This is a genomic window from Rossellomorea sp. ABR4_012, from assembly GCF_056159545.1.
In genome coordinates this window covers 237,645-263,141 of the sequence record NZ_JBSWVK010000004.1, presented here as the reverse complement: position 1 = coordinate 263,141, position 25,497 = coordinate 237,645, and the positions used below count along the sequence as shown (strand labels likewise).

Sequence of the window (25,497 nt, the reverse complement as noted above, 5' to 3'; positions counted from 1 at the left end):
AAACGTGGCAAAAATCTTTCAACTGAACGACTCGCTTTCAAACAAAATTGCCGCAGGCGAGGTTGTTGAAAGGCCCGCTTCGGTCGTAAAAGAGCTCTTGGAGAATAGTATTGATGCAAATGGAAGCGTAATAGAAATCCACATTGAAGAAGCGGGTCTAAATTCAATCCGGATCATCGATAATGGAGATGGAATCGAAGAAGAAGATGTTGAGACAGCTTTTAGCCGCCATGCAACCTCTAAGATTAAAGATGAAAATGATCTTTTCCGGATCCGTACCCTGGGATTTAGAGGGGAAGCCCTGCCAAGTATCGCTTCAGTTTCTCACTTTACGATGAGGACCAGTACAGGGGATGGCCCTGGTACATTCATAGAGCTTCATGGAGGAGAAATCCAAAAGTTGGAGAATACTTCTTCAAGAAAAGGCACAGATATTACGGTGTCACAGATCTTCTATAATACTCCCGCCAGGTTAAAGTACCTAAAGACCATTCATACAGAGCTGGGAAACATAAGTGATGTGGTGAATCGTATTGCACTGGCTCATCCGGAAGTATCTATTAAACTGCTGCACAATGGCAAATCTCTTCTTCACACGAATGGAAACGGTGATGTTCTTCAAGTATTGGCGGCCATTTACGGAGTAGGAATTGCAAAGAAAATGGTCCCTATCAATGTGAATACGCTTGATTTCCGCATAAATGGCTATGTCTCTCTCCCTGAGGTGACCCGTGCATCAAGAAATTATATTTCCACGATGATCAACGGGAGGTTCATTAAGAATTATGCTTTGGCTAAAGCCATAGGCGAGGGATATCACACACTGCTTCCAATCGGTAGGCATCCGATTGTCTTACTGAATATTGAAATGGATCCTGTTCTCGTGGATGTGAATGTCCATCCTTCCAAAATGGAAGTGCGCTTAAGCAAGGAAAGTGAATTGAATGCGCTTGTGACAGATGGGATCAAGGCTATCTTTAAACGGAAAGAACTTATTCCTTCTGGAGCCCCTGTTCCGAGAACCGTAAAAGCTAAGTCTGAACAAACATTTATGGACCTGGACCACAGCGATGTATCCGTAAACAAAGAAACACGTTCTTCATGGTCTGTTAACGAAAAACACCTTCCGAAGGCGGATGTTAAAGAGAAAGAGGTCTATGATGCACACCAATTGGTGAAAGAAGAGAAATTACCTTTGGACAGTGACATGACGACAGCAGATAATGACACAAAAGAAAGCATGATCGATGAAACGGTAATTCATCATGCAGAAGAGACCAGACTGGATGAAGAAATCATTGAATCACCGAGGGTTCCCCCTCTCTATCCAGTAGGACAGATGCACGGCACATATATTTTTGCTCAAAATGACCAAGGTCTTTATATCATCGATCAACATGCTGCCCAAGAACGTATCAAGTATGAATTCTTCAAAGAAAAGGTAGGACAGGTGGCGAAGGAACTTCAAGAGCTGCTAGTACCGATGACTTTGGAGTATGCCACTGATGAGTATATAAAAATCAATGAAAACAGGTCTGCCCTTGAAGAGGTCGGGGTATTCCTTGAAGATTTCGGCTATAACAGCTATATTGTACGTGCTCATCCACAATGGTTTCCGCCAGGGGAAGAAAAAGAAACGATCGAAGACATGATTCAGCAAGTGCTTAAGATGAACCGGGTGGATATCAGGAAACTGCGGGAGGAAGCAGCAATCATGATGAGCTGCAAAGGTTCGATCAAGGCCAATCATCATCTTCGAAATGATGAAATCCTTGCATTATTGGATGAATTGAGAAGAACGGCCGATCCTTTCACATGCCCACACGGACGCCCTATCATCATTCATTACTCGACCTATGAAATGGAAAAAATGTTCAAGCGAATAATGTAAATAAAAAAACGAAGTCCGGGAGAACCGGGCTTCGTTTTTTTATGCATATTAATAAAACAATAATATAATTATGTTAACTTAAAAATATTATTTTGAACAATATGTTGAATAATTTCAATTTAAGTGTAAAATTACACTAAAAGGAACGTATTGGGGGAGTTGGAAATGTTTTTAAATCCTGTAAAGAAAAAGAGGTTATTTATCATTCTTATTCTTTTACTCGCTTACTCTTCAGCTTTTACTATTACTGCTTTAGATAAAAAAGAGGAAAATGTCATAACAGACGTGGGACGATTGATGCCGACTAAAATCAAAAAAGTGGTAAAAGGCAAGGAAGAGAACAGTATAATTGAAACAATCCATGATGCGAATGAAAATGATTTAAAGATATCGATAGCGGGCAAACGGCACAGCCAAGGGGGGCATACGTATTATCCTGGTGGGGTCGTCTTGGATATGACGGAATATAAAGAAATTCTTCATGTTGATCCTGAAAATAAGACCGTACACGTACAAAGCGGGGCAACATGGGATGATATTCAACAGGCAGTAAATCCTTATGGTTTAGCTGTAAAAGTGATGCAATCACAAAACATATTTACAATCGGAGGGTCTCTCTCTGTAAATGTTCATGGAAGGGATATTCGTAACGGCTCCTTAATCGAGACAGTCAACTGGTTCAGATTATTGAAACCGGATGGGAAGATTATAAAGGTATCAAGAACTGAAAACAGTGAATATTTCCCATTGGTGATAGGTGGATATGGCCTATTCGGGGTCATCCTTGATGTGGAACTTCAGCTAACGGAAGATGAATTATATACGATGAGAACCAAAGAAATGTCTTATGAAGAGTACACGCAATATTTTAAGAAGCATGTACTGGCTGATGATAAAGTGAAAATGCATCTGGCCAGGATCTCGACAGCACCTGACTCTTTTTTGCAAGAGATGTATGTAACAGACTATTATTCTAGTGAAAACCAAAGTGAATATAGTATGTACAATGAACTTAAAGAGGAAAGGTTCACTTTTTTAACAAAGTTCCTCCTTGGATTATCCCGTGATTTTGATTGGGGTAAAGATGCCTTCTGGGACATGCAGAAAGCATTTTTTCATAACCGAAAAGATAAATTGGTGACGAGAAACAACGTTATGCGTTCCGAATCTGAATTTCTTGAATATGAGGCAAAGAATGATACTGATATTTTACAGGAGTATTTCGTGCCTGTAGATGAATATGAAAAATATATCGACGACTTAAGGAAGTACCTGCATAAAAAAGATTTAAACCTGATCAACATTACTATTCGCTATGTTGACCGGAACAATGAAGCTATCATGTCTTTTGCTAAAGAGGATATGTTTGCGCTGGTGCTGCTCATCAATCAAGGGATGAATCAAGATGATATGGCAGAGACAAAGGAAACAGTCAGGGGGATGATCGACATTACTTTAAATCACGGGGGCAGTTATTATTTACCTTATTATGAATATCCGACAAAAGATCAGATGCAAGAAGCCTACCCGAATAGTGAGGAATTCTTTCAAAAGAAAAGATTGTTGGACCCGGAGGAACGTTTCATGAATGAATTTTATGAGGAATATGGCTTATGAAGTGGTTCATATTTTCCCAAAGTTTTGCCATGACCGCAGCCAGTGTTTCGTTTCCTTTCTACTTGTTGTTTATTCAGAATATTGGCCGGTCGTTTTCTTCGTTTGGATTTGCATATGGATTATTCACGCTGAGTGCAGCACTCAGTCACCGCCTCATCGGGAAGTTGGCAGATCGATCAGGTGGTTTGAGACTTTTAATCTTTTATGCTGTTGGAATGAGTTTTGTCTTCCTCATCATCCCTTCGGTCACTTCAATAGAGATGGTCTATATCATACAAATTATTCTCGGAATTCTGGGAGCTGTACAAAAGACGAGTGAAAAACTTGTCCTCAGTGACATTCCACATGATGGAAGCAGGGGGAAAATGATTGGCAACTATCATTTTTGGACTTCATTAAGCTCAAGTTTTGCCGTCATGGGTACCGGACTATTATTGAATTACTTTACAATCCACTATATTTTTTTTGGGTGCTCTATGTTTTTCCTGATAAGCGGGATAAGTCTCATCATTGGTCACGCAGATTATATACAAACCCATAAACTGCTAATAAAAAGAACGAAAGGGGGCTGAATCCCTTTCGTTCTTTTACTCTTCCATTTTTTGAAATAAGAAGGATATAGAAAATAAAAAGCAAATAATAAATAGAGGATATATTTCTGAATTTTCAATATAAATACACAGGGGGAGTAAAATGAATGGAGGAGTAGAGCTTCAACCGTTAAAAAAGAAAAAGCGGTCTGCTATTTTACTATGGACGCTCGGGATATTGGTGTTTGTCTTGGGAGGAGGAATCATTGGGATAAACTTTTATGTGGAGAGATCATTACCTTTGACTACCGGAACGGTATCGCTAAGCGGATTGTCTCAAAATGTGGAAGTTATCAGGGACAAACAGGGCATTCCTCATATATCTGCAAACAACGAAAAGGATTTGTTCATTGCACAGGGGTATGTTCAGGCTCAAGACCGTTTGTTTCAAATGGATTTAAGCAGAAGACAGGCATCAGGAAGATTAAGTGAAATCATAGGGGAAAAAACAGTGGACCGGGACAAGTTTTTCCGCACTTTGGGACTCAAGAGGGCTGCTGAAGTATCCTATACAGCCTATCCCGATGAAGCAAAGCAGATCCTGGAATGGTATGCAGAAGGCGTCAATGCATACATAAAGGAAGCAGAAGATGAGGGCAGGCTGCCTGTTGAATTTACTCTCTTGGGGTACAAGCCGGAAAAATGGACACCGATAGATTCATTGACCATCGGAAAATACATGGCATTTGATTTGGGGGGGCATTGGCACGGCCAGGCATTCAGATATTGGGCATTGAAGAACCTTTCTGAAGAAAAGGCATACGATTTGTTTCCTTCTTATCCGGAAGATGCACCTGAGATCCTTTCCTCCATCGGAGATCTTTCAATCGATATTGAAGACTCTTTTGCGGGAGCGGTCATCCCACCAGAATTTAACGGCAGCAATAACTGGGTAGTGAGCGGGAAAAAAACGGCAAGTGGAAAGCCTTTATTGGCAGATGATCCGCATTTATCGCTCGGGACGCCTTCCATTTGGTATCAGATGCATTTAAAGGCCCCCGAAATGAATGTAAGTGGAGTGATCTTCGCTGGAATTCCGGGAATCATATTGGGTCATAATGAAAAAATCGCTTGGGGAGTAACAAATACAGGCCCGGACGTGCAAGATTTATATATAGAAAAAAAACATAAACAGGACTCATCACTTTTTCTATATGATAATCGATGGGAAGAAGCGACTGTTATTCAGGAACCGATCTACGTAAAGGGGCAGGAAGTGATTCCCTATGAAGTGGTCATCACAAGACACGGTCCCATTATTTCAGATTTTGCCCATCAAAAGGATAAGGAGCATGCGCTTTCACTCAGGTGGACCGCTTTAGATCCCGGTCTCGAACTTCAGGCGATCATTAATATTAATAAAGCAAGTAATTGGGAAGAATTCGAGAAGGCATTGGAGGATTTTCATACCCCTACCCAAAACTTTGTGTTTGCCGCAAAGGATGGAACAATCGCATATAAAGCGAATGGTAAAATACCAATTCGTAAAAAAGGAGACGGACTGATGCCGGCTCCGGGATGGGATCCAGATTATGAATGGAAAGGATTTATTCCATTTGATGAACTGCCTTCTGCTGTAAATCCTGAGAATGGGTTTATAGCTACTGCAAATAATAAAGTCATAGACGACAGCTATCCATATCATATCAGTCATCACTGGGCTCAGCCATACAGGTACATGAGAATCGCTCAGTATTTGGGACAAAAGAATGACTTAACGATACAGGATATGAAAGATCTCCAAATGGATCAAATCAATTTACATGCTGCCGAGTTTGTGCCGGTATTAGTAAGCGATTTGAAAGATAAAGAATTAACATCTGAACAAAAACAAGCTTTAAAAATACTTGAAGAGTGGGACTTTAAAGATGATAAATCCGATGCAGCACCACTGTTGTTTCACAGTTGGATGAACGCTTTATCAATGGATATGTTTAAAAAAGAGATACCTGAGGAAATGATGGATTTATTTGAAGGGCGGCAGAGTATTGTAGATGAAATGCTGAGAAAAGCACATAAAGGGGAAGTATCCCCGTGGTTTGAACCTTTCGGAGGATATCAAGCATACCTTCAGGAGTCTTTAGATCATACCATACAGGAACTGGAGGATCGGTATGGTTCTTCCATGGGTGAATGGAAATGGGGGGATTATCATAGGGTTTACTTTGAGCATCCCATTTCAAGTGCTTCGCCACTTTTAGAACGCTTCTTCAATAGTAAAGACGCCGTTCCTGTCGGAGGAAGCAGGGTGACTGTCCAGGCAGCGAGTTATAATCAAGAAGGGATTGTCAACCACGGTGCCTCATGGAGATTTGTTATAGACACCGCAAATCTTTCAGAAGGATATCATATTCTAGGGCCAGGTCAGGCAGGCCACTTCAAGAGTGATTGGTACGATAATCAAATAGACGCATGGGTGCAGGGGGAGTATCATAAAACGTCATTGGGTGATGTAACGGGTGAACATAAATTAGTGTTGAAGGCTGAATGAATTGCCGTCTTATACCTTTGAATGAGTTTTTTAAGGGTATAAGACGGATTTTTTCATTTAGGTACAAAATATGATTAAAAAAATAGAAAAAGGTTATACTATCAAGATGTGATTTTATAAACTATTATGGTACGATAATATGTAAAGGAAGATATACATAGAAAGCAGTGAAAGCATGGATCACACCACCAAACAAAAACTGATCGTACTCATCGGCCCGACTGCTGTAGGGAAAACCAAAACAAGCATTCATCTTGCCAAATCGTTTGATGCAGAAATAATAAGCGGGGATTCCATGCAAATTTATAAAGGTATGGACATCGGTACAGCGAAAATAACCGAAAAAGAGATGGAAGGGGTTCCGCATCACCTGATTGATATTAAAGATCCACTGGAGCCCTTTTCTGCTGCAGAGTTTCAACAGCTTGTCAGAGAAAAGATCACGGAAATCCATTCACGGGGAAAAACGCCTATGATTGTAGGCGGGACAGGTTTATATATACAATCTGTCATTTTTGATTACCAGTTTACGGATGTACCCGGTGATGCTGAGTATCGAACGAAACTTGAAGAAAGTGTGAAGGAAAACGGAATTGCACCCCTTTATGATCATCTCCAGAGCATTGATCCCGAAGCTGCAGTAAATATCCACCCAAACAATACACGAAGGGTCATTCGCGCTTTGGAAATCTATCATTGTACCGGGAAGACGATGACGGATTATCAGGAAGATCAATCGGATGATTTGCTTTATGACATCGCTTTGGTCGGCTTGACCATGGACAGGGAAAAGCTTTATAACCGGATCAATATGAGAGTTGATCTCATGATCGATGAAGGGCTCATAGAAGAGGTGAAAACCCTTTTTGATCGTGGAGTGCGTGATGTTCAATCCGTTCAAGCCATCGGTTATAAAGAGATATATGATTACCTGGAAGGGAATGTAAGTCTGGAGCGTGCAACCGAAAACCTCAAGCAGAATTCCCGGAGATACGCAAAGAGGCAGTTAACCTGGTTCCGCAATAAGATGGATGTATCCTGGTTTGACATGACCGATGAGCAGCACCACCCTGAAATTATCAAGCAGATTTCTGAATTCATTGCAGGAAAGCTTGAACTAAAGTCGAATTAGTAAGTAGAGATAGAGGAGGAGGACTAAACATGAAACAATCCATTAATATTCAAGATCAATTTCTCAACCAACTGCGTAAAGATAATTCAATGTGTACGGTATTCCTTTTAAATGGCTTTCAAATCCGAGGTCATGTAAAGGGATTTGATAATTTTACCGTTCTTTTTGAATGTGAAGGGAAACAGCAGCTTGTTTATAAGCATGCCATTTCAACATTCGCACCTCAGCGAAATGTTCAAATAAATTTTGAAGAAAGTAATTAAACGTTTAGTTCTGGTTCTAATCAATTGTAACTGACAAGGCTGCCTGATAATATCGGGCAGCTTTTTTATTTTTTAACCGATATTCCTCGTAAATTTATACTTTTAAATAATGAAAAGGGGAACGTTTGAATAGAATGATATGAGAATCTCAGTTCATCTCCTTTTTTTACTTTGCTGTTGAAGAGGTGACCGGGATCTAAGTTGGGAATCGTTCTAAATACGTTCAGGTTTCTGTATATTTCTCGGGAAAGCGCAAGATATGACAGGATTCTGCGTTTTTTTCATTTCGTATTCTTAAATTTAGTATGTGTGTCGAAATAGAGAAGAAAAAATAGGCGTTTGTCACCCAAAAGGCCTCTAAGCGTATATTGTCTGTAGAATGGTGAGGTGAAATTTTTGGAACAGCAACCAATGAGAATGAAAAATAATGGGCAAATCAGTATTGTACTAAATTCACAGAAACGTAATTCAGTACGGGATACACTTAAGCCCGATACTCTGCCCCAATCATTCCCTCAAGAGCATGTGGCTTTAAAGGAGATCGAAGAAGAGCTAGGGTCTCTTGTCGGAATGGAAGAAATGAAAAAGATGGTAAAAGAAATTTATGCATGGATATATGTAAATAAAAAACGTGAAGCGATGGGGTTGAAAGCAGGAAAGCAAGCTCTTCATATGATGTTTAAAGGTAACCCGGGTACAGGGAAAACGACTGTAGCAAGAATTATAGGTAAATTATTTTTGAAGATGAATGTGTTATCCAAAGGCCATCTGATCGAAGCTGAAAGAGCTGACTTGGTCGGGGAGTATATCGGTCATACTGCGCAAAAAACAAGGGACTTGATCAAAAAATCTTTAGGCGGGATATTATTCATCGATGAAGCCTATTCATTGGGGAGAGGGGGAGAGAAGGATTTCGGGAAGGAAGCGATTGATACACTTGTTAAACACATGGAAGATAAACAACATGAGTTCATCCTTATACTTGCGGGTTATTCAAAGGAGATGGATCATTTCCTTACGTTGAATCCAGGGCTTCAGTCCAGGTTTCCGCTCGTGTTTCATTTTCCGGATTATACTGTCGATCAATTGATGGAAATCGGAAAGAGGATGCTGGATGAAAAGCAATACTTATTAAGTTCTGATGCCGAAAGAAAAATACGGGACCATTTGCACTCGGCAAAAAATTCTCTGTCACCCATGGCATTTTCAAATGGGAGGTACGTTAGAAACATACTGGAAAAATCGATACGGGCCCAAGCGATGAGACTTCTCTTGGAGAATTGTTACAGTAGAAATGACTTAATCACGATCAGGAGCAATGATTTAATATTTACAAAGGGTACTGCTGATTGATAATGACAAATTTTTTTTGAAATATAAAAAAAGCATTCTTTCGCAGAATGCTTTTTTATATTTGATCAACCATGTGCCCGTAGACTTCTATTGGGTAAGCGCCATTTATACAAGTAAGATAGGACACGTAACGATGTCGTCAGAATGAATAAAGTATATAATTCAAATGATGAACTTGTTATCCCGAGTCCAACAGCAGCTCCGCACATGACTGCCCAGACAGCATATATTTCAGAGCGTAGAACAAGGGGCTTTCTTCCTGCTAGAAGATCACGGATGATCCCTCCGCCGCTTCCGGTCAGAACGGCAGCCACGATGACTGCTGAAAGGGGGTGGCTCATTTCAGACGCATATAAAGCTCCCTGTATCGCAAAGGCTGAAAGACCTACAGCATCAAAGAAATTCCCCCAACGCCTCCAATGTTTTAACAGGTTATTAGGAAATATAAAAACAGCAGTAATGGCCAGAAGGGCAATTTGAAACAACATTCCCTGTTCCCATAGAGCAGAGACCGGAACACCGATGAGTAAATTCCTGATGGCCCCTCCTCCAAAGGCGGTGACAATCCCCAATATATAAACGCCAAGAATGTCATATTCTTCTTCCATAGCGATGATGGCACCAGATACAGCAAATGCAATGGTTCCGATGATACTCAATACTTCCCAGGTCATACCCATGCCTCCTAACCTTATCCGTAATCTATGTAGATAAATTACTAATCTCTTCTATTCAAACATACTGATTTTATCACGAAAAAATTCATTTGCAACCATTTTTCATGACTTTAAACATAGAGTTTGTGAATTACTTTTGATAAGATGGGATTTATACAACGATACCAATTGAGAGAAGGGTGCTTATTGAAAAAAGATGTGAAGGAAAAAACCCTGTTAGTGGGTTGTCAGTTGGAAGAAGATGACCTCCGCTTTCAATATAGCATGAAAGAGCTTGAAGAATTGACTGAGACGGCTCAGGGTGAAGTGCTGGCGGTATTATCTCAAAAGAGGGACAGGATTCATCCGAGTACATATATAGGAAAAGGAAAGGTAGAAGAACTTGCTGCGCTGGAAGAACAATTTGAACCTGATATCATCATTTTCAACGATGAGCTTTCCCCCAGCCAGATACGTAATCTATCCAAAGAGCTGGATGCAAGGGTCATCGACCGGACTCAGCTTATTTTGGATATTTTCGCTCAGCGGGCCAGGTCCCGTGAAGGGAAGCTGCAGGTAGAATTAGCACAGCTTCAGTATTTGCTTCCCCGCTTAATCGGACAAGGTACATCCTTATCGAGGCTGGGTGGGGGCATCGGTACTAGAGGCCCCGGTGAAACAAAGCTCGAAAGCGATAGAAGACATATTCATCGCAGAATCGATGATATCAAAAAACAGCTTCAAACAATTGTTGAACATAGGGAGAGATATCGTGAACGAAGAAAGAAAAATAAAGCCTTTCAGACAGCCCTCGTCGGTTATACGAACGCAGGTAAGTCCACCTTATTCAATCGGCTTTCAATAGCTGATTCCTATGAAGAAAACCAGCTCTTTGCCACATTGGATCCGATGACAAGGAAAATGGTTTTACCCAGCGGTTATTATACCTTACTGACGGATACCGTAGGATTCATTCAAGATCTGCCAACCTCTTTGATAGCAGCCTTTCGCTCCACACTTGAAGAAGTGAAAGAAGCGGATCTCCTTTTACATGTAGTGGATAGTTCGAATCCGGATTATCACCAGCATGAAGAAACCGTTCAAACACTGCTAAAAGACCTGGGAATGGAAGGGTTGCCTATGCTGACGGTTTACAATAAGCGGGATATTAGTCATCCTGAGTTTGTGCCGATGAGTGGTGCAGATCAGATAATAGTCAGTGCCATAGACAGTGAAGATCGCAAAAAGCTTTTGTTAAAGATCGAAGAGATGGTTAAGAATCAAATGGCTCCATATCATGTATTGATTCCTGCAAGTGAAGGGAAGATCCTCTCTCAGCTTAAGAATGAAACCATCTTAAAAAAACTCGAATTCCTGGAGGAATCTCAATCTTACGAAATAATCGGGTATCATCTTGAAGATCATCAAATAAGAGGAAGCATCAAGAAATTTCAAAAGCAGAAGGGAAGCAAGTGATGTTTGAACAATTAGTGCATGGACAGGTTTTAAAACCTCTAGTAAATAAAGTGGAAAATTCAATTCACTCAATCCATAAAGAAATTGATGAACGTGCTGAGAAGAATCAGTTTAAAGTGCTCAGTTCGTTTCAGAAGCATAAAGTAAGTGACTCTCACTTCATCCCGTCTACCGGTTATGGGTACGACGATATAGGCCGGGACACGCTTGAAAGTATTTACGCAGATGTATTCGGCGGTGAAGCCGGATTGGTTAGACCGCAGATCATTTCAGGGACGCATGCCATTTCCATTGCATTATTTGGTGTGTTAAGACCCGGTGATGAATTAGTGTATATAACTGGTAAACCTTATGATACCCTTGAAGAAATAGTAGGAATAAGAGGGGAAGGAACCGGATCGCTGAAAGATTTCGGCATTTCGTATGCATGTGTGGATCTTGATGGGTCCGGAAAAGTGGACTTTGCAAGAGTTCAGGAAACGATCTCCACAAAGACTAAAATGATAGGGATTCAACGTTCGAAAGGATATGCCAACCGTCCTTCTTTTACAATCGAAGAAATTAAAGAAATGATTCGCTTTGTCAAAGAGATCGATCCCAAGATTGTTGTCTTTGTAGATAATTGTTACGGTGAATTTGTGGAGGAACTTGAGCCGTGTCATGTCGGGGCGGATCTCATGGCCGGATCGTTAATTAAAAATCCGGGTGGAGGCCTTGCAAAGACAGGCGGTTATATTGTAGGGAAAGAGGATTTGGTGGAAGCCTGCTCATACAGAATGACGTCTCCGGGCATCGGAGCAGAAGCAGGGGCTTCCCTCTATAGCCTGCAGGAGATGTACCAAGGATTTTTCCTTGCACCGCATGTTGTCGCACAGTCCTTGAAAGGAGCTGTCTTTACTTCTGCCATGCTGACAGAGTTAGGGATGAATACAAATCCCGCTCCCGTGGACAAACGTACAGACCTCATACAATCTGTTCAATTTGACGACAAGGATAAGATGGTCGCTTTCTGCCAGGCGATTCAATTTGCATCTCCAATCAATTCGCATTTTACGCCTTATCCGAATTATATGCCCGGATATGAAGATGATGTCATCATGGCTGCGGGTACTTTCATCCAGGGATCAAGTATAGAATTATCAGCAGACGGACCGATCAGACCTCCATATACCGCATATGTACAAGGGGGATTGACGTATGCACATGTGAAAATAGCTGTGTGTACGGCCATAGATAATTTAATCGAAAAAGGTTTAATAACCATTTATACCGGATATTAAAACAGTAATTGGATAGTCTAAAATCGACTATCCTTTTCATTTGAGTTTTCGTGTAAGAATTTCTAACATTTCATTGACAGAACTTCTGACATTACATATAATGAAAACATGAAGGAAAAGAAAAGGAGGAATCGAGATGAGTGGAAGTGAAATTCGTCGAACGATGGCACTATTCCCTATAAGTATTGTCATGCAGCTCACGGACTTAACAGCTCGTCAGATTCGATACTATGAAGAACATGAGTTGATTACTCCTGCAAGAACAGAGGGAAATCGTAGACTCTTTTCCTTGAATGACATTGATAAACTATTAGAAGTTAAGGATTTGTTAGATCAAGGGGTGAATATGGCGGGTATAAAGAAGATATTCTCGGTGTCTGCCATGGACGAAAAGAAAGTAGTATCTGAAACAAGTAATGAGGAGGAAGAAAAAGCACGACAGGATCTTTCCGACAAACAGCTGAGAAAATTACTCCGAAATGAATTGATGCATTCCGGAAAGTTTAATCGGGCTTCCTTACGCCAGGGAGATATGTCACGCTTTTTTCATTAATAAATAACCTTTAATTAAATCTGAGGAGGAATTACGTAAATGGCAAAGTATACTCGTGAAGATGTGATTAGATTAGCGAATGAAGAGGGTGTTAAGTTCATTCGTCTGCAATTCACTGACATTCTAGGGACGATTAAGAATGTAGAGATCCCATTCAGTCAGTTAGAAAAAGCATTAGATAATAAAATGATGTTTGATGGATCTTCAATCGAAGGATTCGTGCGTATTGAAGAGTCGGATATGTATCTTTTCCCGGATCTTGACACATGGCTTGTATTCCCGTGGACAGCGGAAAAAGGAAAAGTTGCACGCTTAATCTGTGATATCTATAATCCGGATGGGACTCCTTTTGAAGGTGATCCGCGTAACAACCTTAAACGAGTGCTAAAAGAAATGGAAGAGCTTGGATTTTCTGATTTCAATCTAGGGCCTGAACCGGAATTCTTCCTCTTCAAATTAGATGTAAATGGTGAACCTACTCTTGAATTGAATGATAATGGCGGTTATTTTGACCTTGCACCTACAGACTTAGGCGAAAATTGCCGTCGTGATATCGCCCTTGAATTAGAAGAAATGGGCTTTGAAATCGAAGCATCACACCATGAGGTTGCTCCTGGTCAGCATGAAATCGACTTTAAATATGCAAGTGCACTAAAAGCTTGTGACGATATTCAAACGTTTAAACTTGTTGTAAAAACAATTGCACGTAAGCACGGGCTTCATGCAACATTCATGCCGAAACCATTATTCGGAGTGAATGGTTCAGGGATGCATTGTAACATGTCACTATTCAAAGATGGTAAAAATGCTTTCTTCGATGAAAAAGGAGACTTGCAATTAAGTGACACTGCACGCCAGTTCCTTGCAGGAACAATTAAGCATGCAACTGCATTCACTGCAATCACCAACCCTACAGTCAACTCGTATAAACGTCTGGTTCCTGGTTATGAGGCTCCATGTTATGTTGCGTGGTCAGCTCAAAACCGAAGCCCATTAATCCGTATTCCTGCTTCCCGTGGTATCAGTACACGTGTAGAAGTAAGAAGTGTGGACCCAGCAGCTAACCCTTACCTGGCTATGTCTGTCCTTCTTGCAGCAGGTCTCGACGGCATCAAAAACAATCTTGATGCGCCTAAACCAATCGACCGAAACATCTATGTAATGGATAAAAAGGAACGTGAAGAAGCAGGTATCGTTGATTTACCAGCAACTTTATACGCTGCCTTAGAAGAACTGAAAAAAGATGAGGTTATTGTTAAATCTCTTGGAGGCCATATCTTTGAACACTTCGTGGAAGCGAAGGAAATCGAATGGGATATGTTCCGTACACAAGTGCATCCTTGGGAGAGAGAGCAGTATATCCAAATGTACTAAAAATCATGATTTAGAATCGACAAAAAAGCCAGCGCTGATTAGAGCGCTGGCTTTTTATGCGTGTTGGCCAAACAAAAAAACGCTATTTAATAGCGTTTTTTTGAATTAATGGACTTGTCGATAGACACCAATGACTTTTCCTAAAATAGATACATTTCGTAAAATAATCGGACTCATCGTTGAGTTCTCAGGCTGTAGTCTTACGAAATCTTTCTCTTTGAAAAAACGTTTGACTGTTGCTTCGTCCTCTTCTGTCATTGCGACTACGATATCCCCGTTGTTAGCAGTCTGCTGTTGTCTTACGATGACGAAGTCCCCATCTAGAATACCGGCTTCGATCATACTGTCCCCCATGATTTCAAGCATGAAGACCTGTTCATCTGAAGGAGCGAGACGCTCAGGCAGCGGAAAGAATTCCTCGACATTTTCAACAGCCGTAATAGGCTGACCTGCCGTTACTTTACCAATTAACGGTACATTTACAACTTTTTGACGAGGGATCGTGTCTTCTTCTAAATCGAGGATCTCAATTGCCCTTGGCTTGGTTGGATCCCGGCGGATAAGTCCTTTGCTTTCGAGTCTTGCCAGATGGCCGTGGACCGTGGAACTGGAAGCCAATCCCACAGCTTCACCAATTTCCCGGACTGAAGGCGGATAACCCTTTTCTTTCACAGATACTTTAATGTATTGAAGTATGTCTTGCTGTCGTTTAGACAATTTAGTCATGTTCACGCACCTCTATTATCGATCTTATGTTCCCATTATAGCATGTCTTTCCAATTGATACAAACATAAGTTCGAATTTTTGGTTGACACCAAACGAATGTTCGTATTACAATCAAATTACAAAAAACAGAACAAATATTCGCATGGGGGTAATTTTGTATGTTAACACAAATCTGGAACCGTTTCTCTTACATAATCATTCTTTTTGTATTATCTTTTTTATCAGCAGGCTATTTATTTTTAACCGCAGGGAGCGAGCCTTCCTATGAAACTGTTACTGTAAGTAAGGGTGATACTCTCTGGACGATTGCAGAAAAGTTTGAAGGAGAATATTCCATGACTAGAGAAGAGTTTATAAAATGGGTGGGAAAAGAAAATAATCTTATTTCTTTCTCAATTGAACCGGGAATGTCCCTGGTTTTGCCTGTAGAAACTTCCACTTATTCTACCCACTCCGATATACAGCTTGCCATGAATAACGAATAGAGGGTGAGATTCTATGAATGCTGCGATATACTGCAGGGTAAGTACAAAGAAAGACACACAGGAAACTTCCCTGGAAAGACAGGAAGCAGAATTGGTGAAGCTTGCAGAGGAACACCAATTTGACGTTCGAGCGATTATTAAGGATCAGGCAAGCGGTTTTGAACTAGACCGTCCAGGTGTTCTGACCTTATTGGATTTAATAAAGGATGGGTCCATTGATACAGTGCTGATTCAAGATGAAACGAGAATAGGAAGAGGGAATGCAAAGATTGCCTTAATCCATTGCATTTTGAAGGAAAATGTAAAAATTATTAGTCAGACCCATAGTGGGGAACTGCATTTATCTGAATCAGATTCAATGGTCATCAATATTGTCAGTATGGTAGAAGAGTACCAAAGAAAGCTCCATAATTTAAAGATTAAACGAGGAATGAAAAGAGCGGTTGAAAATGGTTTCCGTCCTCACAAAAACTTAAAAAACAAAGGGAATTTGGAAGGCAGAGAGCGGATTGAAGTGCCGGTTGAAGAAATTGTACGACTGAGAAGGAATGAGCTGACGTTTGCCGAAATCGCTGCTACGTTGAGAGGGTTTGGGTATAACATATCAAAAGCGACAGTGCATAGAAGATTTAAAGAGTATACTGAAGCCCAGCAAGAAACAAGACCCTTGTCATAAAGGCTATTATCTAGTAACATATCGTTATATTTCAAAGAGCTGCAGGTAAATGGATAATAGCTGTAAAGGAGTTTTCATAAATGCTTTCAAAGAAAAAGATGAATAGAATAAATGAACTGGCCAAGAAGTCAAAAGCAAGTGGTTTAACCGAAAATGAAGCAAAGGAACAAACTAAGTTAAGAAAAGAATACCTGGAGACATTTCGTCAATCAATGAAAGGTACGATTGAAAACACACGCATATTCGACTCAGAGGGCAACGAAGTGACCCCTAAGAAAGTCAAAGAAATACAAAACAAACGAAAAATGCATTAAATTGCAAGTCATCATGGGTGGTCATTCCATGATGACTTTTTTGATTGGATTTTTTTAAAAGTATTTTTTGATTAGGAAACATTCCAGCGGTTGATTGGAGTGCAAGACGAAGACTCCTATCAGAAAAGCGGAAGAGCTTTGATCAGAGGCGGGTGGCATAAGCCAAGTCAGTCATGAAGGCGCTCTTTGCCTTCTTGGTCGATTGCCTTATGACATGTGCCTCTAAGCCCTGTAGCTGGACAGTTGAAAGCCCATAAAGTCTCTTCAGCCAGGCTCACCGGCCGCCCGCGGAAAGCGAAGTCTTACACGGAAATCAAAAGCGGCGTAAAGTGGTGTATTTTAAGTCAATAAGCTTTATTTAATGGGGGTATTTGCCAAAGTAAATCAACATAGGAAAGGTTTGCTCTATTAAATGAACTTTAGAAGGGGTTTTTATTTCTCAACATAACAAAGTCATGTTATCATTCAAGTTAGTTGTATAAACTACCAAAGAAGATTAATATTAATAAGGAAGTATGAAAAGGAAGGATGTCTGACTTATGTTTGATAATACAGATCAATTAGCAATTAATACAATGCGAACATTATCTATCGATGCAATTGAAAAAGCAGGTTCAGGGCACCCGGGTATGCCTATGGGTGCAGCACCTATGGCGTATGCCTTATGGACACGCTTCATGAACCACAACCCTAAAAATCCTGAGTGGTTTAACAGAGACCGTTTTGTTTTATCTGCCGGACATGGTTCCATGCTCCTGTACAGCCTTCTCCATTTATCTGGTTATGATGTATCAATGGATGACCTTAAAGAGTTCCGCCAATGGGGAAGCAGAACGCCTGGACACCCTGAGTATGGTCACACACCAGGTGTAGAAGCCACTACTGGACCTCTTGGCCAAGGGATTGCGATGGCTGTGGGAATGGCGCTTGCAGAAAGGCATTTGGCTGCAACCTACAATAAAGATAATTACAATCTCGTTGACCATTATACATACTCGATTTGCGGTGATGGAGATTTAATGGAAGGTGTCTCTTCTGAGGCAGCATCTTTAGCCGCTCATCTAAAACTTGGACGCTTGGTTGTTCTTTATGATTCAAATGATATTTCTTTGGATGGAGATTTGGATAAATCTTTCTCTGAAAGTGTTAAAGGCCGATTTGAGTCATATGGCTGGCAATATATCAGGGTGGAAGACGGTAATGATCTTGAGGAAATTTCAAAAGCGATTGAAGAGGCTCAATCTGACACTTCCCGCCCGACGATGATTGAAGTTAAGACTGTTATCGGATACGGTGCACCAAATAAGTCAGGTAAGTCCGATGTTCATGGTGCCCCGCTTGGCGAAGAAGAAATGAAGCTTACTAAAGAAGCTTACAAATGGACATTCGAACAAGATTTCCATGTGCCGGTTGAGGTATACAGCCGTTTTGAAGAAAAGATTCAACACACCGGTTCTCAAAAAGAAGAGGAGTGGGCGAATCTGTTCGTCAAATACAAAGAAGAATATCCTGAGTTGGCTGTCCAGTTAGAAGCTGCAATTAAAGGGGAGCTTCCTGAAGGATGGGACAGCGAGATTCCTGTGTATGAAGAAGGTTCATCATTGGCAAGCCGTGCTTCTTCTGGAGAGGTGTTAAATGCCATTGCCAAAAAACTTCCGTCGTTCATCGGGGGATCTGCCGATTTAGCAGGTTCTAACAAAACAATGATCAAGGGAGAGGCAGACTTCACTCCTGAATCATATGAAGGGAAAAACATTTGGTTTGGTGTCCGCGAATTCGGAATGGGTGCAGCCATGAATGGAATGGCTTTACATGGCGGCCTGAAAGTCTTTGGCGGAACATTCTTTGTATTCAGTGACTATCTAAGACCGGCAATTCGCCTGGCTGCCCTTATGGGTCTTCCTGTAACATATGTGTTCACGCATGACAGTATTGCTGTAGGGGAAGATGGTCCAACACATGAACCGGTTGAACAACTTGCTTCCCTTCGCGCGATGCCTAACCTGTGTGTAATCAGACCAGCTGACGGAAATGAAGTAGCTGCGGCATGGAAGCTTTCTATGGAATGTACAGATCAGCCGACATTGCTTGTGTTATCCCGTCAAAATCTTCCTACATTAAAGGGAACTGCAGATAAAGCATATAATGGAGTAGAAAAAGGTGCATATGTGGTTTCACCAGCAGGTAAGGAACAGCCGGATGCATTATTGCTTGCTACAGGTTCAGAAGTAAGCCTGGCAGTAGAGGCACAAAATGCGTTGGAGAAAGATGGCATCAGTGTTTCTGTTGTAAGTATGCCTTCTTGGGACCGATTTGAAAAGCAGTCCAAGGAATATAAAGATTCCATCCTGCCTAAGAGTGTAACAAAACGACTTGCCATTGAAATGGGATCACCACTTGGATGGGACCGTTATGTTGGCATAGAAGGTGACATTCTTGCCATCAATGGTTATGGCGCTTCTGCACCAGGAGAAAGAGTACTTGAAGAATACGGTTTTACAGCAGATAATGTTGTATCAAGAATCAAAGCATTACTTCAATAAGTTTTGATCAACGTTTGGGCTAACTCCTTAGGAATACTTCTAAAGGGAGTTAGCCTTTTTGATTGATCTTAAAAATGCGGCGATGGCGATGTTATATAGATTATAAACGGACTTCCTCCTTCAATATCCCATGCAAATAGTAGTGATTGTATTTAAATGATGAAGTGGATTAGCTGAGCTTCGACAAAACTAGTGTAATTTCTCTACAATTTCTGACATGGTCGTATTCTATCTTCCTTTATACTAGATAGAAGGAAATGTAGGGGGGATAAAAAGGTGAGAAGTTATCAAATCTATTGGATTGAAGAAACATTTGCCAACCACTACTATGGACGAGAAAGAATGTTCTTTGGACTTTTTTCAGATTGGGAAGCAAGCAATGGAGAACTGAATCGAATCATTGCTAAACAAGTAGAATTCATAACTAAGCCCATTCCTTACCTTCCTACCCAAAGAATCCTGCAGCATGAATTGGTAAAGGTTGAAGGATCAAAGTGGATAGATACGACTGCAAAGATTGAAAGAAAAGATTCGGGAGCAACCCTTTTATTAAATGAAAAATGCATGTCGATAGAAGCATGGGGTCCCCATGACTGCGAGTATATATTTTTTGAAATCTTAAGAAAGAATATGGGTCAATTACTCGCCATCGACCTGGAAAACGAGCGGTATGGCTGGTTGAAGCCTATAAAACAAAGAAAATTTATATATTAATAAGAAATTATGACAGAAATATTGTATAATGTTCCTTGGTTTAGTACACTTTTATAAGGACAACAAGAAGGAGGAAGTAAGAACATGTCAACGACTTGGCTACTTATTCTAGTTGGAGTTCTAGCATTACTTGCCGGAATTGCACTAGGATTTTTCATTGCTCGTAAATACATGATGAGCTACTTAAAGAAAAATCCACCTATTAACGAACAAATGCTTCGCATGATGATGATGCAGATGGGACAGAAACCGTCACAGAAGAAAATCAATCAAATGATGAATGCAATGAACAAAAATATGAAGTAATAGGGAAGAGCACTCACATTTTTTGAGTGCTTTTTCTTTTTATTAGCCTCTCTCGTTGCACGGCTATGATCATGAGGAAATGAATGATACGAGTGGCACTAATTTGATATGAAAAACTGGAAGTAATCGAAAGATAAAACTTCGTCTTAATTGTTCAGCATAAAAAAGAATTTATGATAGAATAAGGTGCGGAGGGAGACATATGAAAAAATGGATGATTGCTTCACTTTCACTTATAGTTATATTGTCAGGCTGTAATAATAATAAAACTCAAGAAGTGATGGATGAAGAAACACTTGAAATACAAGATAGTGCGGCCGGCGATGCCCGTGAATATTTAACCTATAAAATCAGCAAGGAAAAGAAATCCGTAAACAGGGGTTTAATCACTATGATGATCAATAACCGCAGTGATATGGATGAAATTGAGACGGGTCTTATGTCTCTATCAACTGATCATTTTTCTCCTGAAGATTATGTTTTTCAAGAGGGTCAGTATTTGAATAAAATCAACTCCTGGTTAGGCAGAGAATCGAAGGAGAATGAGGAAGGTCTCAATCCGTCCATTAAGATTACAGAAGGAATGGGCTGGGAAGAAAGAATCGAACGTGAAAAGAAGGACCCTATGTATCTTGCCTATATACACGAGCAGAATTACGTTGATTCGAAAGGGGAAATACAAGGGATTTCATTGGGGTTTGCAATGAATAAGATTGATTACATACGTGTAAAAGATTCCAAAGGATTAATGCATTTCGATGAAAAAGTAATCGATGATAAGGTATTGGAAGAATACGGAAAAGAAGCTGCCCAGAAAGTAGTCAGCAGAATTCGCTCAATGAAAGAATTAAAAAATGTACCAATTTTTATTTCTATCTATAAATTGCAGCCAATCAATAGTGTGGTTCCTGGTACTTATTTCACGAGCAGTTTTGTCGATGATAAAGACAAAAAGATTAAAAAATGGGAAGACATCAAAGAAAAATATTATTATTTTCCAAGTAAGGAAGGAGAAGAAAAGGACCGTGATCTTCAAAACCGCATCAGGGATTTAGAAGATTATGTCTCCAAATTTTTCTCTCATCAGGATATTGAATTTGTGGGTAAAGCACTTTACAAAAAAGATAACTTAAACCAATTGGTCATCGATGTACATACGGGGATGGTCAAAGAAACCGAGCTTGTAGGATTTGCCCAGGCAATCGGACCGGAAATTGTCGACTATTTCCCACATATGCCCGTATATCTCTATGTGAAAACCCCAAAGGGACTAAAAGCCACGATCGTAAAAGAAGTCGATCAAGAACCATTTGTTGAAATTCATGAATAACAGGAACAATACGAAAAGAGCAGCCTTTTTGATAAGGCTGCTTTTTTTATTTGAGGTTTTACGCTGATCCCGATAAAAATAAAGATTTCTCAATTTTAGAAAATTTGGTAAAATAAAGAGTCATTTATTATACCTGCGGAGGATTTTTATATGAAGGTCTTTTTAGATTTAAAGTGGTTTTTTATTCAGGAAAAAAAATCGTATGTAACGGGGGTTATCATCCTCTTATGTGTAGCTTTACTACAGTTGATTCCTCCGAAAATTGTAGGGATTGTCGTTGATAGTGTCAAAAACAATCAACTGACTCCCTCTCAGTTGACGAAATGGATGCTCATTCTTTCAGGGACAGCGATTTCTATGTATGGTCTTCGTTTCGTATGGCGGATCATGATATTCGGTTCAGCCACAAAGCTATCCCGTTTACTGAGAAATCGCTTATATCAACATTTCACGAAAATGTCTCCTTCTTTTTATCAAAAAAGAAGGGTCGGGGATCTTATGGCTCATGCTACGAATGATTTACAGGCGATTCAGCAGACGGCCGGTTCCGGTGTCCTGACCTTGGTTGATTCACTGGCTACAGGAGGATTTGTGATAATTGCGATGGCATTTACAATCAGTTGGAAGCTGACTCTGATTGCGCTCATCCCGATGCCGTTTATGGCCCTCTTGACCAATTACTACGGTACACTTTTGCATAAACGTTTTCATAAAGCCCAAGAAGCGTTTTCCGCTTTAAATGACAAGACCCAGGAAAGTGTATCTGGAATAAAGGTGATCAAAACATTTGGACAGGAAAAAGAAGATATTGATGCATTCAATGAACAATCACGCGATGTGGTAGAGAAAAATGTTGCCGTTGCGAAAGTGGATTCCTTATTCGATCCGACCATTTCCATTATTGTAGGAATCTCCTTCTTCTTATCCATTGTATTTGGGTCCCGTTTGGTTGTGAGTGGAGAGTTGACGATAGGTGAATTGATTTCTTTCACCACCTATTTGGGATTGTTAATATGGCCGATGCTTGCTTTCGGCTGGCTCTTTAATATTGTGGAAAGAGGGAGGGCTTCCTACGACAGGGTATCGGATCTGCTAAGCGAGGAAATAGAAATTAAAGATAAAGAAGATGCACTTGAGGTATGTCCTTCTGGTGATATTGAATATCGGGTGGATTCATTTTCTTATCCGAATGAAGAAAAGAATGCATTAGAGGAAATTCATTTTAAAGTCGAGAAGGGCAGCACGATCGGCATCGTCGGAAAAACGGGTGCAGGTAAAACCACTGTATTACGCATGCTCTTAAGGGAATTTGAAGGCTATCAAGGAGAAATACTCTTTGGTGACCACTCGATAAAGGACTATAAACTTTCAACATTGCGGGAAGCGATCGGTTACGTGCCACAGGATCATTTCTTGTTTTCTTCAACCATTTTTGAAAACATCGCCTTCACGGATCCACTCGTTGATCGCCGCCATGTGGAAGAGGCTGCGAAGCTAGCCCAAATTCATGAAGATATCTTGGATTTCACTCATGGCTACGATACCGTAGTAGGGGAAAGGGGAGTTTCATTATCAGGCGGGCAGAAACAGCGAATTTCAATCGCAAGAGCACTCCTTATGGACCCTGAAGTTTTGCTACTTGATGATTCTCTGTCAGCGGTGGATGCCAAGACGGAAGAAGCCATTTTATCTTCTTTAAGGAAAAATAGATCTGGTAAGACGACCATCATCACTGCTCATAGACTCAGTGCAATTCAACATGCAGACCTCATTATTGTGTTCGATGGAGGAAGAATCGATGAGCGGGGCACTCATGCTGAATTGATGGGTCATAAAGGGAAATATAGGGAAATGTATATTAGGCAGCAGTTAGAAGAACTCGTGGAGCATGGGGGGTAGGAGAATGGAAAAATTTCCGACAATGAAAACAGCCAGGCAGCGTGACATTTTCTTTCGTCTGATGAGATATACAATACCTCACAAAAAGAAAATCTTCACGGCTTTTTTACTATTATTGTTAACGACCATCGGTGATGTGCTCGGTCCGATCATTATAAAAGTCTTCATTGACGATTACTTGACACCGAGAGAGTTTCCTTATGGACCGCTTGTCGCTCTCGGGTCGGCATATGTAATCATTCAAATAGGGAATGTCCTGATTTCTTACTTTCAATTATTAAAGTTTCAGGAAATTGCATTAAAGATCATTCAGCAGCTTCGGTTAGATGTTTTTACAAAGGTTCAAAGCCTTGGGATGAAATATTTTGATAAAACTCCAGCGGGGAGTATCGTATCTCGTGTGACAAACGATACCGAGGCAATCAAAGATATGTTTGTAAGTGTATTGGTTTCCTTCATTCAAGGAGCATTTTTACTGACAGGAATCTTTATCGCGATGTTCGCTCTTAATCCGAAGCTCGCACTTTTTTGTTTATTTATCTTACCTCTCATTTTCTATATCATGCTCCTTTACCGTAAATATAGCTCAAGATTTTATCTCGATTTGAGAGAGAGGTTAAGCCAATTAAACGCAAAATTGAGTGAGTCGTTGCAAGGGATGTCGATTATTCAAGTCTTTAGGCAGGAACATAGGCTGCGGGAGGAGTTTGGAGACATCAACGAGAAACATTATTTAGCCGGAATGAAAAATATTAAAGTGGACGGACTGCTATTAAGGCCCGCGATTGATCTTGTTTACGTCGCCGCGTTGATTGTGGTTCTAAGTTTTTTTGGAATTACATCATTTAATCAGCCGATTGAAATAGGGGTCCTATACGCATTTGTTAATTACCTCGACCGCTTTTTTGAACCGGTCAATCAAATCATGATGCGACTTTCCATGTTTCAGCAGGCAATTGTGGCTTCGTCAAGGGTTTTTACCTTATTGGATGAGGAAGAAGTTTCCCCTTCTCAATCATCGGGAAAAGATGTTCACAATGAAATTGAAAAGGGGCAAATAACATTTAAAGATGTATCATTCTCATATGATGGACAGAAAGAGGTGTTGAAAAACATCACTTTTACTGCCAAGCCTGGTGAGACGGTTGCACTCGTGGGTCATACAGGAAGCGGAAAGAGTTCGATTATTAATCTCCTGATGAGATTTTATGAATACTCTACAGGTGAGATTTTGATCGACGGAAAGTCCATTAAATCCTATCCAATGCAGGAGTTGAGGGAAAAGATGGGGCTGGTGCTTCAAGATCCATTTCTCTTCTACGGAACAATCAAGGATAACATCAAGCTTCATAACGAAGCCATGAACGATGAAGATATTTTGGAAGCAGCCAGATTTGTTCAGGCAAACGCATTTATAGAGGATCTCGAAGACGGATATACCAGCAAAGTAGTAGAAAGAGGTGCTACTTTATCGAGCGGGCAGCGGCAGCTGATTGCTTTTGCGAGGACGATTGCGACCAAACCAAAGATTTTGATCCTTGATGAAGCGACGGCGAATATTGATACGGAGACAGAGGAAGCAATACAGACAGCGCTATCCAAGATGAGGAAGGGCAGGACCACCATCGCAATTGCTCATCGCTTGTCAACGATACAGGATGCAGATCTCATTCTGGTACTGCACCAAGGTGAGGTAGCGGAAAGAGGCACACATCAGGAATTGCTCTTGAAAAAAGGAATCTATCATAAAATGTTTTTATTACAAAATGGACTTGTTGAAGGAATGGAAGATGCGGTTTCAAAAGGGATTTCATGAAAAAGCAGACC

22 protein-coding genes are annotated in these 25,497 nt (G+C 40.5%); 20 read left to right on the top strand and 2 right to left on the bottom strand.

What is annotated here, in order from left to right:
* Nucleotides 1-4: 4 nt before the first annotated feature.
* The 7 genes from mutL to spoVK all read left to right on the top strand — a co-directional run bounded on the left by mutL (nucleotide 5) and on the right by spoVK (nucleotide 9,337).
* On the top strand, nucleotides 5-1,891 hold the full coding sequence (gene mutL / locus ACXAFV_RS17370; RefSeq protein ID WP_475128317.1) for a DNA mismatch repair endonuclease MutL: 1,887 nt from the start codon (nucleotides 5-7) through the stop codon (nucleotides 1,889-1,891).
* Between the two features lie 165 nt (nucleotides 1,892-2,056).
* Nucleotides 2,057-3,508: an FAD-binding oxidoreductase gene (locus ACXAFV_RS17365; protein WP_475128315.1), complete on the top strand. Its 1,452-nt coding sequence runs from the start codon at nucleotides 2,057-2,059 to the stop codon at nucleotides 3,506-3,508.
* The gene (locus tag ACXAFV_RS17360) at nucleotides 3,505-4,080 is read left to right on the top strand and encodes an MFS transporter (RefSeq protein ID WP_475128314.1); all 576 of its coding nucleotides are present in this window, start codon (nucleotides 3,505-3,507) and stop codon (nucleotides 4,078-4,080) included. The genes ACXAFV_RS17365 and ACXAFV_RS17360 overlap by 4 nt, the downstream gene beginning before the upstream one ends.
* Before the next feature lie 121 nt (nucleotides 4,081-4,201).
* On the top strand, nucleotides 4,202-6,589 hold the full coding sequence (locus ACXAFV_RS17355) for a penicillin acylase family protein (RefSeq protein WP_475128313.1): 2,388 nt from the start codon (nucleotides 4,202-4,204) through the stop codon (nucleotides 6,587-6,589).
* A 175-nt stretch (nucleotides 6,590-6,764) separates the two neighbouring features.
* On the top strand, nucleotides 6,765-7,721 hold the full coding sequence (gene miaA / locus ACXAFV_RS17350) for a tRNA (adenosine(37)-N6)-dimethylallyltransferase MiaA (protein WP_475128312.1): 957 nt from the start codon (nucleotides 6,765-6,767) through the stop codon (nucleotides 7,719-7,721).
* A gap of 29 nt (nucleotides 7,722-7,750) precedes the next feature.
* Nucleotides 7,751-7,984, top strand: coding sequence for an RNA chaperone Hfq (gene hfq / locus ACXAFV_RS17345; protein WP_446246414.1), 234 nt, complete (start codon nucleotides 7,751-7,753; stop codon nucleotides 7,982-7,984).
* A 411-nt stretch (nucleotides 7,985-8,395) separates the two neighbouring features.
* Nucleotides 8,396-9,337: a stage V sporulation protein K gene (gene spoVK, locus ACXAFV_RS17340; protein WP_475128518.1), complete on the top strand. Its 942-nt coding sequence runs from the start codon at nucleotides 8,396-8,398 to the stop codon at nucleotides 9,335-9,337.
* Between the two features lie 65 nt (nucleotides 9,338-9,402).
* Here spoVK and ACXAFV_RS17335 read toward each other — a convergent pair whose 3' ends face one another.
* The gene (locus ACXAFV_RS17335; RefSeq protein ID WP_475128310.1) at nucleotides 9,403-10,011 is read right to left on the bottom strand and encodes a trimeric intracellular cation channel family protein; all 609 of its coding nucleotides are present in this window, start codon (nucleotides 10,009-10,011) and stop codon (nucleotides 9,403-9,405) included.
* Between the two features lie 189 nt (nucleotides 10,012-10,200).
* On the opposite strand from ACXAFV_RS17335, the gene hflX reads away from it, so the two are divergent.
* The 4 genes from hflX (at nucleotide 10,201) to glnA (ending at nucleotide 14,676) form a co-directional block, all read left to right on the top strand.
* The gene (gene hflX / locus ACXAFV_RS17330) at nucleotides 10,201-11,469 is read left to right on the top strand and encodes a GTPase HflX (protein WP_475128309.1); all 1,269 of its coding nucleotides are present in this window, start codon (nucleotides 10,201-10,203) and stop codon (nucleotides 11,467-11,469) included.
* Nucleotides 11,469-12,749, top strand: a complete 1,281-nt coding sequence (locus ACXAFV_RS17325; RefSeq protein WP_475128307.1) for a methionine gamma-lyase family protein — start codon at nucleotides 11,469-11,471, stop codon at nucleotides 12,747-12,749. Before hflX ends, ACXAFV_RS17325 begins: the two co-directional genes overlap by 1 nt.
* Nucleotides 12,750-12,885: 136 nt before the next feature.
* On the top strand, nucleotides 12,886-13,302 hold the full coding sequence (locus ACXAFV_RS17320) for a MerR family transcriptional regulator (RefSeq protein ID WP_475128306.1): 417 nt from the start codon (nucleotides 12,886-12,888) through the stop codon (nucleotides 13,300-13,302).
* Nucleotides 13,303-13,341: 39 nt separating this feature from the next.
* Nucleotides 13,342-14,676 (top strand): type I glutamate--ammonia ligase, encoded by a 1,335-nt coding sequence (glnA, locus tag ACXAFV_RS17315; RefSeq protein ID WP_475128305.1) that lies wholly within the window; start codon nucleotides 13,342-13,344, stop codon nucleotides 14,674-14,676.
* Nucleotides 14,677-14,781: 105 nt separating this feature from the next.
* Here glnA and lexA read toward each other — a convergent pair whose 3' ends face one another.
* On the bottom strand, nucleotides 14,782-15,402 hold the full coding sequence (lexA, locus tag ACXAFV_RS17310; RefSeq protein ID WP_175989117.1) for a transcriptional repressor LexA: 621 nt from the start codon (nucleotides 15,400-15,402) through the stop codon (nucleotides 14,782-14,784).
* A gap of 159 nt (nucleotides 15,403-15,561) precedes the next feature.
* Between lexA and yneA the strand changes: the two genes are divergently transcribed.
* The 9 genes from yneA (at nucleotide 15,562) to ACXAFV_RS17265 (ending at nucleotide 25,486) form a co-directional block, all read left to right on the top strand.
* Entirely contained in the window at nucleotides 15,562-15,888 is a 327-nt protein-coding gene (gene yneA / locus ACXAFV_RS17305; protein ID WP_475128303.1) for a cell division suppressor protein YneA, read from the top strand.
* 13 nt (nucleotides 15,889-15,901) lie between these two features.
* A complete protein-coding gene (locus ACXAFV_RS17300; RefSeq protein WP_475128302.1) occupies nucleotides 15,902-16,564 on the top strand; it encodes a YneB family resolvase-like protein in 663 nt (220 codons plus the stop codon).
* An 80-nt stretch (nucleotides 16,565-16,644) separates the two neighbouring features.
* Nucleotides 16,645-16,878, top strand: a complete 234-nt coding sequence (locus ACXAFV_RS17295; protein ID WP_475128301.1) for a DUF896 domain-containing protein — start codon at nucleotides 16,645-16,647, stop codon at nucleotides 16,876-16,878.
* A gap of 539 nt (nucleotides 16,879-17,417) precedes the next feature.
* Nucleotides 17,418-19,421, top strand: coding sequence for a transketolase (gene tkt / locus ACXAFV_RS17290; RefSeq protein ID WP_475128300.1), 2,004 nt, complete (start codon nucleotides 17,418-17,420; stop codon nucleotides 19,419-19,421).
* 276 nt (nucleotides 19,422-19,697) lie between these two features.
* Nucleotides 19,698-20,135: a sporulation inhibitor of replication protein SirA gene (gene sirA / locus ACXAFV_RS17285; protein ID WP_475128298.1), complete on the top strand. Its 438-nt coding sequence runs from the start codon at nucleotides 19,698-19,700 to the stop codon at nucleotides 20,133-20,135.
* An 84-nt stretch (nucleotides 20,136-20,219) separates the two neighbouring features.
* The gene (locus ACXAFV_RS17280) at nucleotides 20,220-20,441 is read left to right on the top strand and encodes a YneF family protein (RefSeq protein ID WP_064093594.1); all 222 of its coding nucleotides are present in this window, start codon (nucleotides 20,220-20,222) and stop codon (nucleotides 20,439-20,441) included.
* A 202-nt stretch (nucleotides 20,442-20,643) separates the two neighbouring features.
* Nucleotides 20,644-21,771 carry a CamS family sex pheromone protein gene (locus ACXAFV_RS17275; RefSeq protein ID WP_475128297.1) on the top strand — a complete coding sequence of 376 codons (1,128 nt, stop codon included), beginning with the start codon at nucleotides 20,644-20,646 and terminating at the stop codon, nucleotides 21,769-21,771.
* Between the two features lie 150 nt (nucleotides 21,772-21,921).
* Entirely contained in the window at nucleotides 21,922-23,670 is a 1,749-nt protein-coding gene (locus tag ACXAFV_RS17270; RefSeq protein ID WP_475128296.1) for an ABC transporter transmembrane domain-containing protein, read from the top strand.
* Nucleotides 23,671-23,674: 4 nt separating this feature from the next.
* A complete protein-coding gene (locus ACXAFV_RS17265; protein ID WP_475128295.1) occupies nucleotides 23,675-25,486 on the top strand; it encodes an ABC transporter ATP-binding protein in 1,812 nt (603 codons plus the stop codon).
* Nucleotides 25,487-25,497 lie beyond the last annotated feature (11 nt).

Coding starts and splice junctions, on each gene's coding strand:
- hfq (WP_446246414.1), top strand. CDS start 7,751: ATGAAACAATCCATTAATATTCAAGATCAATTTCTCAACCAACTGCGT.
- ACXAFV_RS17355 (WP_475128313.1), top strand. CDS start 4,202: ATGAATGGAGGAGTAGAGCTTCAACCGTTAAAAAAGAAAAAGCGGTCT.
- ACXAFV_RS17280 (WP_064093594.1), top strand. CDS start 20,220: ATGTCAACGACTTGGCTACTTATTCTAGTTGGAGTTCTAGCATTACTT.
- lexA (WP_175989117.1), bottom strand. CDS start 15,402: ATGACTAAATTGTCTAAACGACAGCAAGACATACTTCAATACATTAAA.
- glnA (WP_475128305.1), top strand. CDS start 13,342: ATGGCAAAGTATACTCGTGAAGATGTGATTAGATTAGCGAATGAAGAG.
- ACXAFV_RS17360 (WP_475128314.1), top strand. CDS start 3,505: ATGAAGTGGTTCATATTTTCCCAAAGTTTTGCCATGACCGCAGCCAGT.
- ACXAFV_RS17320 (WP_475128306.1), top strand. CDS start 12,886: ATGAGTGGAAGTGAAATTCGTCGAACGATGGCACTATTCCCTATAAGT.
- yneA (WP_475128303.1), top strand. CDS start 15,562: ATGTTAACACAAATCTGGAACCGTTTCTCTTACATAATCATTCTTTTT.
- ACXAFV_RS17325 (WP_475128307.1), top strand. CDS start 11,469: ATGTTTGAACAATTAGTGCATGGACAGGTTTTAAAACCTCTAGTAAAT.
- ACXAFV_RS17265 (WP_475128295.1), top strand. CDS start 23,675: ATGGAAAAATTTCCGACAATGAAAACAGCCAGGCAGCGTGACATTTTC.
- miaA (WP_475128312.1), top strand. CDS start 6,765: ATGGATCACACCACCAAACAAAAACTGATCGTACTCATCGGCCCGACT.
- spoVK (WP_475128518.1), top strand. CDS start 8,396: ATGAGAATGAAAAATAATGGGCAAATCAGTATTGTACTAAATTCACAG.
- ACXAFV_RS17275 (WP_475128297.1), top strand. CDS start 20,644: ATGAAAAAATGGATGATTGCTTCACTTTCACTTATAGTTATATTGTCA.
- ACXAFV_RS17365 (WP_475128315.1), top strand. CDS start 2,057: ATGTTTTTAAATCCTGTAAAGAAAAAGAGGTTATTTATCATTCTTATT.
- ACXAFV_RS17335 (WP_475128310.1), bottom strand. CDS start 10,011: ATGACCTGGGAAGTATTGAGTATCATCGGAACCATTGCATTTGCTGTA.
- tkt (WP_475128300.1), top strand. CDS start 17,418: ATGTTTGATAATACAGATCAATTAGCAATTAATACAATGCGAACATTA.
- ACXAFV_RS17270 (WP_475128296.1), top strand. CDS start 21,922: ATGAAGGTCTTTTTAGATTTAAAGTGGTTTTTTATTCAGGAAAAAAAA.
- ACXAFV_RS17300 (WP_475128302.1), top strand. CDS start 15,902: ATGAATGCTGCGATATACTGCAGGGTAAGTACAAAGAAAGACACACAG.
- ACXAFV_RS17295 (WP_475128301.1), top strand. CDS start 16,645: ATGCTTTCAAAGAAAAAGATGAATAGAATAAATGAACTGGCCAAGAAG.